Origin of the sequence: Mucilaginibacter sp. NFR10 (genome assembly GCF_900100445.1) — a bacterium.
GTDB classification, from domain to species: domain Bacteria; phylum Bacteroidota; class Bacteroidia; order Sphingobacteriales; family Sphingobacteriaceae; genus Mucilaginibacter; species Mucilaginibacter rubeus.
The window spans coordinates 330102-346240 of record NZ_FMTV01000002.1 but is presented as its reverse complement, the minus strand read 5'-3'; the positions used below and the strand labels follow the sequence as shown (position 1 = coordinate 346240).

Below are 16139 nucleotides of genomic sequence, written 5' to 3'. Positions count from 1 at the left end.
ATGGCTAATAAAATAGACCTTAACAACGATTATCCAAACATTACCGAGTCAGATAAATTATACGAACGCGCTTTAAAAGTTCAGAAACCGGTTACTCAAACCCTCGCTAAAGGCCCGGGTCAATTTACCAAAGGTGTAGCGCCAAAATATCTTGTAAAAGGTAAAGGATCGCATGTATGGGATGTAGACGGTAACGAATATATTGACCTGAACTCGGCTATCGGCCCTATTTCTTTGGGTTATGCCTACCCTGCTGTTGACGAGGCTATCCGTCAGCAATTGAATGATGGTATTACCTTTTCATTGATGCACCCACTTGAGGTTGAACTTTCAGAACTGGTACAACAGGTTGTACCTAATGCTGAAGCGGTAAAGATCTCTAAAACAGGAGCCGACGTTTGTTCAGCAGCTATCCGCGTAGCACGTGCATTTACTGGTCGCGATAAGGTATTTTGCTGTGGTTACCATGGCTGGCACGACTGGTATATTGGTATCACCAGTCGCAACTCGGGTGTGCCTGAAGCTATCCAGGATTTAACTTACACTTTTGAATATAATGACATTGAATCAGTAAAAGCAGCTTTGGATGAAACAGTTGCTGCCCTTATACTGGAGCCTTTCATTTTTGAGGCACCGAAACCGGGCTATCTGCAGGAACTGGCAGAAGTTTGCAAAGCTAATGGCACCCTGCTCATTTTTGACGAAATGTGGACAGGCTTCCGTGTAGCAGTTGGTGGCGCGCAGGAGTATTTCAATGTTAAAGCTGATTTGGCTGTGTTTTCAAAAGCATGTGCCAACGGTATGCCAATAGCATTGTTAACAGGCCGTGCCGATGTGATGGAGTTGTTCAACTCTGAAGTATTCAGCTATACAACCTTTGGCGGCGAAGCTTTATCATTAGCGGCTTGCATCGCTACGATCAATGAGCTTCGCGATAAAAAGGTACCACAATACCTTGACGAACATGGTGCACTTTTAAAAGATGGCTACAACAGTCTTGCCATTGAGTTGGGCGTTGATAAATACACCTATTGTGTAGGTTTTAACTGCCGCAGCATGGTAACCTTTACTCCTGATGCAGGTAACGGTCTGGAAGTAAAAACCTTCATGCAGCAGGAAATGATAAAACGCGGCGTGCTTTGGGCTGGCTTCCACAATATGTGCTACAGCCACACCACCGAGGATATCGACTACATCCTTGCTGCTTACCGTGATGTATTGCCATTGCTAAAAGCAGCCATCGAAAGCGGTAACATCAAAGGTCAACTAAAAGGTGAAGTGTTAGAGGCCGTTTTCCGTAAGGTGAGCAATTACAACATCAAACCTAAAAGTATAGCCTAAGTCATGGATCTGTTTTCATTAAAAGGGAAAACTGCAGTTGTAACGGGTGCTTTAGGGCTCATCGGTCGTAAACATTGCGAAGCCCTTGCAGCAGCAGGTGCAAACGTAATAGTGGCCGATATAAATGCTGAAGCAACCACGGCATTTGCCGCAGAACTGGGCGATAATCATTTAGGGCTGGGCGTTGACGTAACCAGCAAGGAATCATTAATTGATGCGCTCAATGCAGCACTTGATAAATATGATTCGGTTGATGTATTGGTAAACAACGCCGCCATTAACGATAAATTCGAGAACCCGGCCATGGCTAAGGAGCTATCTGCGTTTGAAAACTATCCGCTGGAAGCTTTTCAGCAATCGCTTAATGTAAATGTTACCGGCGTATTCTTATGCTCACAGGTATTTGGTACACACATGGCCTTGCAACGCAGCGGTAGTATCATCAACATAGCTTCAACATATGGCATGGTTGGGCCCGATCAAAGCATTTACCGCGATTCGCGCGGTCAGCAGACTTTTTACAAGTCGGCAGCATACCCGGTTACTAAGGGGGCTATTATCAATTTCACCCGCTTTTTAGCAGCCTATTGGGGCCATACCGGCGTGAGGGTAAATACCCTTTCTCCGGGCGGCGTTGAAGCCGGGCAAACCGAAGATTTCATTGGCAACTATTCAGCAAAAACTTTATTAGGGCGCATGGCCCAAGCGTCAGACTATCAGGGCGCGCTTATATTCCTGGCCAGCGAGGCATCGGCTTATATGACCGGCGCTAACCTGGTTGTGGACGGGGGGTGGACAGCTATTTAATTTAAACCAACTATTATGAACGAGATTTTAAAACAAAAAGCGGCCGGCATTAAACTATTGCTTACCGACAACGATGGGGTTTTAACAGATGCCGGAGTATACTACAATCACGACGGCGAGCTTTTAAAAAAATTCAGCATGCGCGATGGTATGGGGGTTGAACGCCTTCGCAAATTTGCTGATGTAAATACTGGTATTATTACCGGCGAAAACTCGCCGTCATTAATTAAAAGAGCAGAAAAATTACACATCACCGAACTGCATTTAGGTACAAAAGATAAAGTAGCTGCTTTTAAAGAAATTTGCAGCCGCTTAGAGCTGCAACCTACCGAAGTTGCTTTTATCGGCGATGATTACAACGACCTTGAAGTGATGAAGCTGGCCGGGCTTACTGCCTCTCCTGCCGATGCTTTACCGCACGTTAAAGCACAGGTAGATTTCGTAAGTTCATTAAATGGTGGCGACGGGTGCTTCCGGGAGTTTGCCGAACTGATTATCGAAGCCAAAAACGAAAAATACCTATCGGGTAAAAGAAATGGCACCATCACTTTACAAAACGGCCGGATAATTGGCAAAGGCCAGCCAAGCTATATCATTGCCGAAATTGGCATCAACCACAATGGTTCACTTGATATTTGTAAGAAATTAATTGATGAGGCTGTAGCAGCCAAAGCCGATGCGGTTAAATTTCAAAAACGCACACCTGAAATTTGCGTGCCGCGCGATCAGTGGGAAATTATGCGTGACACCCCATGGGGCCGCATTACCTATATCGACTACAAACGTAAAACCGAATTTGGCATAGCCGAATATGCAACCATCGACCAATATTGCAAAAAAGTAGATATCGACTGGTTTGTATCTGCCTGGGACGCACCATCTGTCGATTTTATGGAACAGTTTGATACCATCCTATACAAACTGGCGTCGGCGTCATTAACCGACTTTGCCCTGATTCAGCGTATCCTTGAAACCGGCAAACCGTTAATGCTTTCAACCGGTATGTCGACCATGAAAGAGATCGAAGCAACTATGGATTATATCAATGCCTTTGATGAAAACTATCCACTGTTTATTGCTCATTCAACTTCGGCTTATCCATGCCCTCCGCATGAGCTTAACCTTAAAATGATCCAGACGCTGGAGAATAAATATCCGGGCATCCCTATCGGCTATTCGGGCCACGAAACAGGTTTGGCAACTACCGTGGGTGCAGTAGCTATGGGCGCAACTTTTGTTGAGCGCCACTTTACGCTCGACCGTGCCATGTGGGGATCTGACCATGCTGCTTCTGTTGAGCCTCAGGGTTTACAACGTTTAGTGCGCGACATCAGGGATGTTGAAACGGCAGCTGGTGACGGTGAAAAACGTGTTTACGAATCAGAACTTGCACCAATGAAACGTTTAAGGGTAAACATCAGCGACGAATATAAAGAGAAACCAAGCGTTAAATCATAATGTCTCCGGAAAAACTAGCCACCATAATTACATCTATTATCCTTTTTTGCTGGATAGGATTCATCATTGCCTGGGAACGAATATCGCCTTACAGAAAAGGCTTGAAATTTTTCAGGGAGGGGTTTTGGATTGATTTAGTGTGGTATACACTGATACAAAGTTATTTTTTAAAAATCCTCATTTTCGATTATATCATTAAGCCTTTAGAGGCGCATTTTGATCTGTCGCATATGCATTTAATAAGTAACTGGCCTGTAGCATTACAAGTTTTGTTTTTCCTGCTTACGCATGACCTTTATATCTATTTGTTTCACCGCTTTCAGCACTCCAATAAATTTTTCTGGCGTATTCATGAGGCGCACCACTCGGGCAAGGAGGTTGACTTTTTAGCCGGTTCGCGTTCGCATATCATGGAGATCATCATTAATCAAACCATTGAGTTTGCACCTATCATTTTGTTAGGTGCCAACCCAATAGTTATACCGATAAAAGCTATGTTAGATGCCATGTTTGGCATGTTTATACACGGCAATATTAAGGTAAACATGGGCAAGCTTAAGTACATCATTAACTCGCCCCAATTGCATTTATGGCACCATGCCAATTACCAGGAAGTTTTTCACGCCAACTTCGCAACGAAGTTTTCATTTTGGGATTACCTTTTCGGTACCGTTTATGACCCGGGCCACACGCCTGGCAACAAGCCCGAAAACTGGGGCCTCTATTATGATTACCCCAAAGATTACTTTTTGCAGCATGCATTCAGCGTAAAACGCTTCGACGAAAAAACGCTGCTCAAATACCGCTGGTTTAACTGGTATTATCACCTGCGGCCACGGTTTATGAATTGGATGAAAACTTTACTTCCTGTTAAAATAAACAATGCACCTAAATTGGAGATTGAGCAGCAACCCGTTACCTTAGTATCCGAACAAGAAAACGTACTACAACAAAACTAAAAACATATTGGCCTGGCTATATATTTTAATCGCAGCCGCATTTGAAGCGGCCTGGACATTCTCGCTAAAATTCATGAAATTCAGCGATTTGAAGGCACTTCGTCTTAATTCTGTTTTAAGCCTGCAACATGGCCTGCCAGTATGGTTACCTTTTGTTGGCTATATTGTTTTTGGCATCGGCAATATCTACTTTTTTTCGCTGGCCATAAAACTGGTGCCAACAGCCGTAGCATATGCTGTTTGGACAGCGGTAACCCTCATCCTGATTAAATTAGTAGAAGTTTCGTTTTTAAATCAGCGCCTCTCCTACGTGGAAATATTTTTCATGCTACTGATCATGACAGGTGTTTTAGGTTTGAAATTTTATGGACCGGAAATAAAGTAAGCCTGGCGAGTTATTTACCCAACGCCTCCTTTTTTAGTTTTGCCTTCAAAGTATCAAACCGTACCCAATAAAGGCAACAATCCTTTTCACTGGTGCCTTTGGTATAAATCAGGTATTTACCATCAGGAGTAACATATTCACCCCAGCGGTGGGCATCACCATCATTAATCAGCGGACCAAGGTTTAACGGTGCTGTCCAGCTATGATCGGGCTTACGAAAAGTGATCCCGAGCTCACATTCGTAATCTGGCTTTTCCTTATAGCTGATGATCATGTATGACTCATCGGACGCTACATAGAAATCGCCGTCGAATGCCGGTGTATTGATAACCGGTCCTAAGCTTTTAATAACTGTATCTGTTTTGGAGATGGTAAGCGTGCAGAAATCGTAAGTACTATAGTCCCTTACGTTGCCCTTATCACCGTTACTACCTACATAAAAAGTTCCGCTGTTGGTCGGCATAAAATTGTAAAGGCCATAACCCTTTTTCAGAAATACATATGGATCTGTCCAACCATCTTTGTTGCGATGTGATATCCAAACATATGAATGTTTACCATCGCCTTTGCCTGCAAAGTACATGCTCCTGCCATCAACAGAAAAAGTTGGTGTGCTATAATCATAGTTAAGTACAAAAGGGCCTTGCCATCTGTTATCATCATATTTAAAATAACGGATCTTATTACCTTTTGCATTAAACCAGTGTATGGAGTTGCCGTAATAGAACTCCTTGCCATTTGCAGAAAAGGCCGACCGCCCCATGGCTATGCCACTATCGGGCACCAACATGTGTTGCGCAAAAACACGCGGTGTATCATTAGGGCGCTGCTGTCCAAGATAAGCGTCCTTGCTATTGAAAAAATTGCTTTGAGCGCTTACACAGCTATAAAAGCAGCACAACACAAGCAGGAAAATTAAAATTCTCATGGTAAAATGGTTATGTTTATTTTATTGGATTTACTATCTGCAAAACAAAGTTAGCGGTGGTTAATTACAAACACCGGTTCAAACCCATTCAAGTTTGTTTCAATTAAAATCAAGTTGTTTTGCCCGTACCATATTCCTCCAGATTGCTCTCTTAAATTAGTGTAAATCAAAATAAAAGCACTTATGAAAAAGCCCATTTTATTAATCATCACCGCCGCCCTGCTTGGTACCGGTGCCGTGGTAAAAGCAACCGGCAGTTTAGAAGTACCAGTCGCTGTAAAGCAAAGCCTCGCCAAAAAATATCCAAATGCCACAAAAGTTACCTGGGAAAAAGAAAAAGGAAATTATGAAGCCAATTGGGGAGGCAAATCGGGCGAGGATACTTCGGTAACTTTTACCCCCAAAGGCGAATTTGTAGAAGAGGGGGATGCCATACCGGTTAACCAACTACCTCCTGCTGTTTTTGAATATGTTAAAACTAATTATAAAGGCACAAAAATTAAAGAAGCCGGGCGTGTAACCAATGCGGCGGGCAAAAAGATGTTTGAGGCAGAAATAAAAGGGAAAGATCTGTTATTTGACCAAAAAGGAAAGTTCATTAAAATTGATTGAATATAGCCGTCACAATCCTGTTAATCTTAAAATAATACTATCTTTTGTAACAATTCAAATTTAATTTGTACGTTTAAAACAATTGAAAAGCATATTCCGGGCACACGCCCGAAATATGAATAAAACTGAACACTTTTTGTACCCTTAATCTACCACAATTTGCTATCCTCTTTTGAGATTTATTCCCGAACGTCAAACTCAACAAGACTGCTATTCTCTAATCTTTTAACTCCATTGCTTATCCTTATGTTGTTTCCGTTGTGCAGCACAGCACAACAACCAGACAGCGTTAAAAAACCATCAGCTCAGGTAATAACGAGCATTAAAGGACAAGTGGTAGATGACGCCTCGGGGCAGCCGCTTCCGGGTATTAATGTTAAAGTTGTTGGCGGCAGGTACGGAACCATTGCAGAACCGGACGGGAAATTTGAGTTAAACGCCCCGGGAGCTTTTACGCATGTTACCTTCTCTTATATTGGCTATCAAACCGTTACAAAAGTGATTAAACCTGGACAGGTAAACGTTCTGCACATCAGGTTACATGATAGTCAAACCCAGCTTAAAGAGGTTAAGGTTGTTTCCGGAAAGAAACAACGATACCGTAATAAAGGCAACCCTGCGGTTGAGCTTATCCAGCAGGTGATCGACCATAAAAAGCAAAACCGCATGGAAAGCGCCGATTACCTGCAATATGACCAATATGAGCGCATCAATCTGTCATTTATCGACGTTCCTTCTAAACTGATGAACAGCCGTTATTTTAAGATGTACCAGTTTATGCTTGATACTGTAAAAGATAACGGGCAAACCCAGGTGTTGCTTCCCGCGTATCTTAGCGAAAAGCAATATCAAAATTACTATCGCAAAGATCCGGCTAAATCCATCAGTGTGCTCAAAGCGCAAAAGGAAGCCAACATCCTTAAATTTATTGATACGGCAGGCCTTGATGTTTATATGAACCGCCTTTACGGTAATGTAATTGATATTTATGATAACAATGTTTTTATCATTACCAACCAGTTCCTGAGCCCTATTGCAGATCACTCTCCTAATTATTACAAATTTTTCATTACCGATACCATACAGACTGCTAAGGAAAAACTGATTGAACTAAGTTTTACACCACGTACCAAAGGCGACTTGCTTTTTGAAGGTAAATTGCTTGTAAGTATGACGGGCAACTATGCCGTACGGAGCTGTGAACTTAATGTGAACAAACAGATCAATATTAACTTCATGCGAACGCTCAAGATCACGCTTGATTTTGAGCAAAACCCTAACGGCCGGTATTTTTTAAGCAAAAGCGATGTTAAAGCCGATTTCGGCATTTTAAAAAACAAGGGCCTTGGGTTAATGGGCGAACGAACGGTAATTTTCTCTAACTATATAGCAGACAAACCGCTTCCCGCCGCATTTTATGAGGGCAAAGAATTGCAGATAGCTCCCGATGCAGACAAGCCCGACACCTCATACTGGGCTCGTAACCGGCCGGATACACTAACCGATCATCAGTCGAAGATGTACCCGCGCATCTCCCGGTTAGAAAAAATGCCGCAATTTAAACGGGCAACCTGGTTTGCAGCTACTTTTACCGGAGGTTATGCCAAGGCGGGCCCGGTGCTGATAGGCCCCATTGGCACATTTTATTCCCGGGACAGCCAGGAAGGCTCCCGCTTTCAGATTGGCGGACGTACCACCACCGATTTAAGCAAATCAATTTATTTTGAAGGATTTGGCGCCTATGGTACTCGCGATAAGGCTTATAAATACAATATCGCAACTTTTTACTCATTCAATAAAACACCTTTTTACCGCTACCCTAATGACTACCTTAAGGCAAGCTATTTAAATGATGTTAATGTACCGGGGAGGGACCTTTCTACTATCAATCAGCAAGCCGCGCTTGCATCGTTTTCAACAGGAAAAACAATATACTGGCTTTATAGTAAGATTGCCAAAATTGAATATGTAAAGGACTTTGAAAACCATTTTTCGTTCGATCTTGCGTTTAGAAACTGGAACCAGCGCCCCGCCGCGGCATTAGTGTTTCAATATAATGATGATGCCAACACTATGGTTCATGACATTACTACCAGCGAGTTGAACCTCGCTTTCAGGTATGCACCGCATGAGCAAATTTTACAGGGAACGGTTTACCGCCGCACCATCTACAGCAAATACCCGATCATAAATTTGCAGATCAATCATGGCTTTAAAGGCCTGTTCAATGGTGAATATGATTTCACCAGTGTTAAAGCAAGCATTTTCAAACGGTTTTACCTGTCTCAGCTTGGTTATACTGATATTACTGTACTTGGAAATTATTTAGTGGGTAAAGTGCCATTTCCACTCCTCAATCTGGCCCCGGCTAACCAGTCACTCGCCTATGATGAGGATGCCTATAACCAGCAAACCTACCTTGAGTTTGTAAGCGATCATTATGCGGGTATTAACTTAACCCATAGCTTCAGCGGCTTTTTGCTGAATAAATTCCCATTGATAAAACACCTGAAATGGAGGGAATTTCTATCAGCCAAAATACTATTCGGTGGCTTGCGTAACGAAAATAATCCACTTTATTCACCTAACTTGTTCCGGTTCCCGGTAGGTGGTAACGGGGCAAATGGTACTTATGCTTTAGGCACTAAACCTTATATAGAAGCCGGAGTAGGTATAGGTAATATCTTTAAGTTTTTGCGGATAGACGGGATCAAAAGGTTTAATTACCTTGACCATCCGGGGGCTGCGGAATATGGCGTTAAATTTAGTTTCGCCCCGGATTTTTAAGCAATTTGGCATTACAGGTAATCATAGCCATTGACTAAAGTCAACGGCTATGAAACTTTCATTTTCAAACAACTTAAAAATTACAATCTTTTCCTGGATCGATATTTTCCTTATCGCGGGTAAGAACAGCTTCGCCGTTTTCAAAGGAGACAACCCAAATGCTATCGTAATCATCATCCGGCCATTTCAGGTTATCCTGTTTTATGCCTAAGGAACGTACTATTGGTGCAATGCCGCTATGCTCCCATACCACTAATATTACACCGGTACGGCTTTTTAAATCGGCAGCCAAACCTAAAGAATCCTTCTCGGTACGTGAGCTGTTTACCGTTAAATTGTATTTGGCAGCAAGCGGCACAATGGTCTGAAACATTCTCGAGTGTTTGGTAGCCTCTCCCAGCCCCAGGCCGGGCACAAATATTTTGTCAGGCACTCCAAATCTGGCGGTTAGTATAGCCGGTAACTTTAACGATCTGTTTATTCCCTGGCAATTCAGATTATCGCCCTTCAATGGCTTTTCAGCATGACGGATAAAGGCAATCTTTAAATCAGTTGATTGCGCCTTAACTGATAGTATAGCTAACAGGGATATGATAAATAAAAACAGGATACGAATGATCTTTTTCATTTTTGTAATTGAGTCTTTAAAAGGACGAGGCTGTATCATTAGTCGAATTGACTACCTTGGAGTTATGTTACCTGTGAATTGAAATTCAGCCGATAATATTTATACAAAACGGGGTTAACATGTTTTCTGAAGAAAGAACTATCAACTAACTGATTATTAGACACATAATTAAATATTTATACAAAAAAAGGGGGTTAACACTTTTTTGGATAAAAACAAATTCAATTAACTGATTATCAGCTATATAATTAAATGTCAACCCTGAATTGTGTTAACCCTGTTACCTCCCCTTTTATTAGTAAATTCAACCCGGAATTATATATCGCTTAAGCATCTGAATAAGTCAAAAAATGAGGCCGATCATGATATATGATACAGCCTCATCCTTATAATAGTTAATAATTTAATGCTGATTTCCTGAGCCATTTAACTGGTATGCCCCAAGATCGGCACCAGGTAATGTTGCGTCAGATAAGCCATAAACCTTATCAAGCGGTACCGTAATTAACGGTTTAATGGTAGTGTTACCCTTACCGATAAGCGGCGAGCCGGCCAGCAAACGGAAGTTAAAGTTACCTATGGCGTTATATTGGTACAACGGATGACCTACAGTTGGCAGCGGAAAGTTCAGGAACATCGGGTTATTTTTTTGTACAACATCGTTGCCATCATAAATAGAACCTAAAGTATAATTTGAAGGCAGGTATTTTGCCGATGTTGTGATTGATGGAATATCCGTGCTTTGCGGCTGCGTGATGTAGCCTGTTGGATAAAACTGGTTGGCTACACTTAATGAATCGGCCCATTGATAGTTATTACCATACGAAAGGTGGGCAACATCGGCAACCGGGCTGCCAACTACGCGATAACCGACCTTGCAATTAATTGCCACATTATTGTAATACATACCCGCTGCACCTTCTTCAAAATTGATACAACCACCGCGACCGCTTTGCACCTGGCGGTAGCCACCACTAACAAATGTATTGTTATACATTACAATATTGGTTTGCGGTGCACCCGTAGCCTGACCTTTGTTTGAAGCCTTTTGGCCATTGGTGGCGGTACCGATAAACATATTGTAGGCCATTGTACCAACAGTACCACCTTTGGCATTTAAACAGTCACCGCCGCTGACACCATTTTTTTCAAAAGTATTTCTGAAGATAGCTATTTTACCTGCTGAGATCCTAATAGGGTCATCCACCCCACCGTATAACCAGGAATCTTCCATTATGAAGCTGCCTTTATAGTTGGCAAATAAGATACTGTATTGGTTGCCTGTACCCGAACCGGCAATAGTTGATGTTGCTTTTCCCTCGGTTAAGCCGGCATACTCCACATGTGTCCATCTTAGCACTAATAAATTACAAGTTGGTCCGCCAATAATGCCTTTCCATTTACCAGCGTATGCAGGATCGGCAGCTGCTGTAAGGCCACCGGGAGCATCGTTTTTTACAATACCAGGGACGGTGATCCAGTTTGGCTGATTTTTTGACCCGTTACTCACCAGGGTACCAAGCGCTATAAGGCTGCTCCCGGCACCCATGTTTAATCTTACACCAGGCTGCAATAATAAAGTATCAGTTGGGTTGATCACCAAATCACAACCGTCTTCAACGGTGTATGTTTTGCCGGTAAGCATGGTACCTTTTACCGGGATTACTGTTGAACCGCTTGAGCTGCATGAAAGCGGGGCTTTATCACTTACCGGGTTTGCAGCCGGTGGTGTATAGCTGTAAATGTCCATGTGCTCACCTTTCCATTTCTGACAACCGGAAAACGCGGCTGCCATCAGGATACAAATAACTGGGATTATATATTTTTTCATCGTTGTTTTTATTATAATTTATACCTGAAACCACCAAGGAATAGTGTTTTGTAATAGTCGCTTTGTACAAGCGTTTGACCTGCAATGTCCTGTTTGCCTAAAAACTCCTGCTGCTTTGCATCAAGACTACCATGCGGGTATTTCAAATAGATTTTGCTGGCCGCGTTGGTGATATTATTAACCTTGCCATAGAAAGAAAATCTTTTGGCTATAGTTTTTTCGAAAGAAAAATCTAACTGGTTGTAGGCATGCTGGTAAAAATCGAGGTTATAATATGGTGATACCTGCGCCAAACGCTCGCCGGTGTAAACAAAAGCCAGTTGCATATCCAAACCTAACTTCGCGCTTTTGTACAATACAGATGCGTTACCCACATGGTCTGCCTGACCTTGCAGCGGACGCGTTTGATTCACATTGGTTTGCTGTAAACCCAATGTTGGGTCATTTGAGTAAAGCAATTTGTTGGTGGTTATCCTTGAGTGGGTATAAGTATAGTTGATTGAAAAGCCTATCACACCAAAGAATTTAGTAGCCAAAGCTTCAAAACCATAGTTGGTAGCATTACCAGGGTCATTTTGAGGTTTAATAACCTGATCGCTCGGACCACCATTGCGCACAACAAAGTACTCAATTGGATTATAGATCTTTTTGTAGAAAGAACCTAACAATAACTGATCGGCACCGCCAGGGAAAAACTCATAACGTACGTCGTAATTATCGGCAGTGATATGCTTTAAATATGGGTTACCTACCTGGTCATAATATTCCCCGGTAACTTTATATGGCACCTGCTCACCAAAGCCCGGACGGCTTATTGCCGCAAAGTATGAAGCACGGATATTTTGATTATCTGTTAACTGGTATTTTAAGTGGATGCTTGGTAATACATCGGTGTATTTAATGTTACCGCTTCTTTGTGTAACCGTTTCGGGCGATTGGGTGTTGTAGGTCAAATCGGTATTTTCGATTCGCACGCCGCCTAATATCTGCAGTTTCGGGAACAGATCAAACTTAATCTGTAAATATTCGGCATTATCATTTTCCCTTACGTGGTAGTTGTTTTGCAGATCGGGGTTATTGGCACCGATACCATCAGCAGCCGAATTGAATGCAAAAGGGATAGCGTCGAAATTATTATTGAACAAGGTTGATTTACCACCGGTTAATGAATAAGTGATATAATCAGCATCCCTCACTTTATGGCGATATAAACCACCTGCAGAAAACTCAACATCTTTACCGGCAATTTTAGGAGTATAGATCAGATTAGCGTATCCCGAAATGTCTTTATCGCGGTTATTTTCCCAATGATGGTCTAACTGGGTATTGTTGTCAACCTCGGCAGTGACGGCTCCCGAGTTATTGAGGCTTTTATTGGCATCATAAAAAAACTCGGTTCTATCCGGCTGGTGCCTCGTAGCTTCAGAATATACCCCATCCCAGTTTAAGCGCCACTCGTTACCAAGCCAGTGATCACCATGCAAGGTTGAGTTATAGATATTTTGCTTGGTTAGCATACTCCTGTTTGAGATGGTGATCTGCTTGCTTAAGCCAGTTGAGTTTAAGCCCAAACCAAGGGTATCAGAAGTAAAGCGCGATTCAAATTCGCTTTGATGAATGTATAGGTTGTATAACGAGATCTTGTTTTTGTCGTTAATCGCGTAATCTATTTTGTTGTGGATACCTACGCGTTCTGTTTGGGTTGAATAAGTACGGTCATAAGCATCAGAAAACTGCGGCGAGTTTGGTAGTGGGATAGCTGAAGGCTGCGCATTTGGCGTAAGCTGCTTTGAGTTAGAACCACGGTATATGTTCTGATAACTTGCAGATACAATAACGCCTAATTTTTTATTCAAAAACCTATCACCAATAGTGAGGCCGGCGGTTGAGCTAAAAGGAGTTGAAATATTTTTATCGCTTGTAAGCGCCTTATTGCTAAAATCGGCATAGGTAGCGGCATAGCTGTTACCATTGATTGCTGCCGGAGATTTGCTGTTAGGAGATGCGCTGAAACCAACAAATGGCCTGCTTGACGAAAACAGGGTAGAAAAGCCACCTGATACGTTAGCGCTGAAAGTAAACTGGCTTGGAGCACTTTTCATCACCAGGTTCATCACGCCGCCAATGGCATCGCCTTCCATACTTGGGGTAAGCGCTTTGATCACTTCAAGCCTTTCCAGCATTTCTGAAGGGAATATATCCATAGGCACAAACCGGTATTGAGCATCCGGGCTTGGTATTTTAATACCGTTTACCAATGTTGAGTTGTAACGCTGGTCCATACCCCTAATGATAGCGTAACGACCTTCGCCACTTGCCGAACGCTGAATGGTTACACCGCTAACACGCTGTAAAGCGTTAGCCACAGTAACGTCGGGCAATAACTTTATTGCATTTGCCGAAAGTACGTTGATAACCATCGGTGCATTTTTTTCAATGCTACGCACAGCGCCATCAGATTCTTTATTTGTCTGGGCTTTAACCTGTATTTCTGTCATCTGCATATCGGCGTCCTGCAAGGCCACGTTTACCGTAATGACTTCATTGACCGATGTAATATTGCCCTCCCTAACTTTAGAAGGGCCGTAACCAACATAATTTACCTGTATTTTGTATGGCCCATTCTTTAAATTTTTAAAGCTATAAGCGCCATTAAGGTTAACCGCAACAAATTTGCTAACCCCATCCTGGGTTAAGTGAACTGTTGCTCCGGTAAGGGGTTCGCCGGTTTTAGTATCGGTTACCTTTCCCCTTATGGTTTGGGCATTAGCCGAAACAGAAAATAACAGGCATATTGAAAACAAGAGCAATAGCCTGTAAAGAAAGTAGGTGTATTTCATGAACAACGGGTTTAATTTTCCGCAAAGAAACCCGCTGAAAACTGGAGAAAAATTGAATAAAAGAGCCTAAAACTATTAGATAACCCAAACTTAATAAATGCTTAACATAAAAGGCTGAATTGCATTAATTACCTCCAAATTAAGATGGGCAGCTTCTATAACAAGGCTGTCCTTTCAGCTTATCCGGCTTTTATTTTAGGTAGGATCAACTCCTAACCTGTTGATGCTACTATCCTCGAAAACAAGGTAGCTGATTATCCCCGATTAACACGATAGCTTAAAAATACACCATGCGAAGCTATGCTAACAGACTGTTTATCAATTAAAAATAACATTTCCATAAAATTGGTTAACCAAGCAAAAACGCAAACGTTTGCGTAAATAATTAACAGCATTGTGGGTGCAATATGTAAATACCATGTTATAATTGGTAATCGGTAAGTATTCTGTTAACCAATTTCTTTTAAGCTACCGGGTTAAACACATTAAACATCGAAAAATATGACGGCATTTAAAACTCTTGGACAATTTATTATTGAGCGGCAAAAAGATTTTCCTTATGCCAAAGGCGAGCTTTCTCGGCTACTTCGTGATATTGGGATCGCCGCCAAAATAGTAAACAGGGAAATTAACAAGGCCGGCCTTGTTGATATTTTAGGTGATGCCGGCTCCTCCAATATTCAGGGAGAGTCACAAAAAAAGCTGGACATTTATGCCAATGAGCAGTTTATAGCAGCATTAAGAAGCGGCGGGGAATGCTGTATAGTTGTTTCGGAAGAAAATGATGAATACCTGGTTATAGATTCGGATATTTCAAAAGAAGCAAACTACGTTGTTGCACTTGATCCTTTAGACGGATCATCCAATATCGATGTCAATGTAGGCGTAGGAACCATATTTTCTATTTACAGACGAAAATCAGACACAGGGAAACATTCCACAAACGAAGATGTATTACAGCTTGGTACCGAGCAGGTGGCTGCAGGATATGTCATTTATGGATCTTCAACGATGCTTGTATATACCACAGGCAAGGGTGTTAATGGCTTTACCCTTGATCCTTCAATCGGTGAGTTTTGTCTTTCGCACCCTAACATGACTGTTCCGGCAGCAGGAACAATTTACTCAATAAACGAAGGCAATTACATTCATTTTCCGGATGGGGTAAAAAAATATATCAAATATTGCCAGGTAGAAGATCCGGATACCAACCGACCATATACTTCCAGGTACACAGGATCGATGGTTGCGGATATACACCGGACCTTAATAAAAGGCGGAATTTTTATTTATCCCCCTACTACAGGCGCAAAAAAGGGAAAACTGCGGCTGATTTACGAGTGTAACCCTATGGCTTATATTATTGAGCAAGCCGGCGGCAAAGCATCAGACGGATACAAAAGAATTATGGAAATTGAAGTAAAGGAACTACACCAGCGATCCTCCATATTTATTGGCTCAATGGATATGGTACTCAAAGCCGAAGAATTTATGTCATCATTTTCTCCAAAATTATTTGTGAAATCGTTTGAAGGAGAAGTTAAAATTCAATAAGAATATTGA

At 42.1% G+C, this 16139-nt stretch carries 12 protein-coding genes; 8 read left to right on the top strand and 4 right to left on the bottom strand.

Going from position 1 to position 16139, the window contains the following annotated elements; all coding sequences use genetic code 11:
- From BLP33_RS09355 to BLP33_RS09335, 5 genes are all read left to right on the top strand, one after another.
- Positions 1 to 1341: an aminotransferase class III-fold pyridoxal phosphate-dependent enzyme gene (locus BLP33_RS09355; protein WP_090526849.1), complete on the top strand. Its 1341-nt coding sequence runs from the start codon at positions 1 to 3 to the stop codon at positions 1339 to 1341.
- Between the two features lie 3 nt (positions 1342 to 1344).
- Positions 1345 to 2148, top strand: coding sequence for an SDR family oxidoreductase (locus tag BLP33_RS09350; protein ID WP_090526847.1), 804 nt, complete (start codon positions 1345 to 1347; stop codon positions 2146 to 2148).
- Between the two features lie 15 nt (positions 2149 to 2163).
- Positions 2164 to 3606 carry an N-acetylneuraminate synthase family protein gene (locus tag BLP33_RS09345; protein ID WP_254780089.1) on the top strand — a complete coding sequence of 481 codons (1443 nt, stop codon included), beginning with the start codon at positions 2164 to 2166 and terminating at the stop codon, positions 3604 to 3606.
- A gap of 230 nt (positions 3607 to 3836) precedes the next feature.
- Positions 3837 to 4565 carry a sterol desaturase family protein gene (locus BLP33_RS09340; protein WP_254780088.1) on the top strand — a complete coding sequence of 243 codons (729 nt, stop codon included), beginning with the start codon at positions 3837 to 3839 and terminating at the stop codon, positions 4563 to 4565.
- Positions 4566 to 4572: 7 nt separating this feature from the next.
- Positions 4573 to 4950 (top strand): DMT family transporter, encoded by a 378-nt coding sequence (locus BLP33_RS09335; RefSeq protein ID WP_208102497.1) that lies wholly within the window; start codon positions 4573 to 4575, stop codon positions 4948 to 4950.
- A 10-nt stretch (positions 4951 to 4960) separates the two neighbouring features.
- On the opposite strand, the gene BLP33_RS09330 is transcribed toward BLP33_RS09335, so the two are convergent.
- Positions 4961 to 5878, bottom strand: a complete 918-nt coding sequence (locus BLP33_RS09330) for a PD40 domain-containing protein (RefSeq protein ID WP_090526841.1) — start codon at positions 5876 to 5878, stop codon at positions 4961 to 4963.
- A gap of 183 nt (positions 5879 to 6061) precedes the next feature.
- Between BLP33_RS09330 and BLP33_RS09325 the strand changes: the two genes are divergently transcribed.
- Positions 6062 to 6490 (top strand): PepSY-like domain-containing protein, encoded by a 429-nt coding sequence (locus BLP33_RS09325; protein ID WP_090526839.1) that lies wholly within the window; start codon positions 6062 to 6064, stop codon positions 6488 to 6490.
- A gap of 246 nt (positions 6491 to 6736) precedes the next feature.
- Positions 6737 to 9277: a DUF5686 and carboxypeptidase-like regulatory domain-containing protein gene (locus tag BLP33_RS09320; protein ID WP_090526837.1), complete on the top strand. Its 2541-nt coding sequence runs from the start codon at positions 6737 to 6739 to the stop codon at positions 9275 to 9277.
- Between the two features lie 73 nt (positions 9278 to 9350).
- Here BLP33_RS09320 and BLP33_RS09315 read toward each other — a convergent pair whose 3' ends face one another.
- The 3 genes from BLP33_RS09315 to BLP33_RS09305 form a co-directional block, all read right to left on the bottom strand.
- Complete coding sequence (locus BLP33_RS09315) at positions 9351 to 9905, bottom strand: histidine phosphatase family protein (RefSeq protein WP_090526834.1); 555 nt, start codon at positions 9903 to 9905, stop codon at positions 9351 to 9353.
- 403 nt (positions 9906 to 10308) lie between these two features.
- A complete protein-coding gene (locus tag BLP33_RS09310) occupies positions 10309 to 11736 on the bottom strand; it encodes a hypothetical protein (protein WP_090526832.1) in 1428 nt (475 codons plus the stop codon).
- An 11-nt stretch (positions 11737 to 11747) separates the two neighbouring features.
- Positions 11748 to 14576, bottom strand: a complete 2829-nt coding sequence (locus tag BLP33_RS09305; protein ID WP_090526831.1) for a TonB-dependent receptor — start codon at positions 14574 to 14576, stop codon at positions 11748 to 11750.
- 501 nt (positions 14577 to 15077) lie between these two features.
- Here BLP33_RS09305 and fbp point away from each other — a divergent pair.
- Positions 15078 to 16130, top strand: a complete 1053-nt coding sequence (fbp, locus tag BLP33_RS09300; RefSeq protein WP_090526829.1) for a class 1 fructose-bisphosphatase — start codon at positions 15078 to 15080, stop codon at positions 16128 to 16130.
- Positions 16131 to 16139 lie beyond the last annotated feature (9 nt).

What these genes read in the sequence shown, in the direction of transcription:
- BLP33_RS09355 (WP_090526849.1), top strand. Translation starts at nt 1, where the DNA reads ATGGCTAATAAAATAGACCTTAACAACGATTATCCAAACATTACCGAG.
- BLP33_RS09350 (WP_090526847.1), top strand. Translation starts at nt 1,345, where the DNA reads ATGGATCTGTTTTCATTAAAAGGGAAAACTGCAGTTGTAACGGGTGCT.
- BLP33_RS09345 (WP_254780089.1), top strand. Translation starts at nt 2,164, where the DNA reads ATGAACGAGATTTTAAAACAAAAAGCGGCCGGCATTAAACTATTGCTT.
- BLP33_RS09340 (WP_254780088.1), top strand. Translation starts at nt 3,837, where the DNA reads ATGCATTTAATAAGTAACTGGCCTGTAGCATTACAAGTTTTGTTTTTC.
- BLP33_RS09330 (WP_090526841.1), bottom strand. Translation starts at nt 5,878, where the DNA reads ATGAGAATTTTAATTTTCCTGCTTGTGTTGTGCTGCTTTTATAGCTGT.
- BLP33_RS09325 (WP_090526839.1), top strand. Translation starts at nt 6,062, where the DNA reads ATGAAAAAGCCCATTTTATTAATCATCACCGCCGCCCTGCTTGGTACC.
- BLP33_RS09320 (WP_090526837.1), top strand. Translation starts at nt 6,737, where the DNA reads ATGTTGTTTCCGTTGTGCAGCACAGCACAACAACCAGACAGCGTTAAA.
- BLP33_RS09315 (WP_090526834.1), bottom strand. Translation starts at nt 9,905, where the DNA reads ATGAAAAAGATCATTCGTATCCTGTTTTTATTTATCATATCCCTGTTA.
- BLP33_RS09310 (WP_090526832.1), bottom strand. Translation starts at nt 11,736, where the DNA reads ATGAAAAAATATATAATCCCAGTTATTTGTATCCTGATGGCAGCCGCG.
- BLP33_RS09305 (WP_090526831.1), bottom strand. Translation starts at nt 14,576, where the DNA reads ATGAAATACACCTACTTTCTTTACAGGCTATTGCTCTTGTTTTCAATA.
- fbp (WP_090526829.1), top strand. Translation starts at nt 15,078, where the DNA reads ATGACGGCATTTAAAACTCTTGGACAATTTATTATTGAGCGGCAAAAA.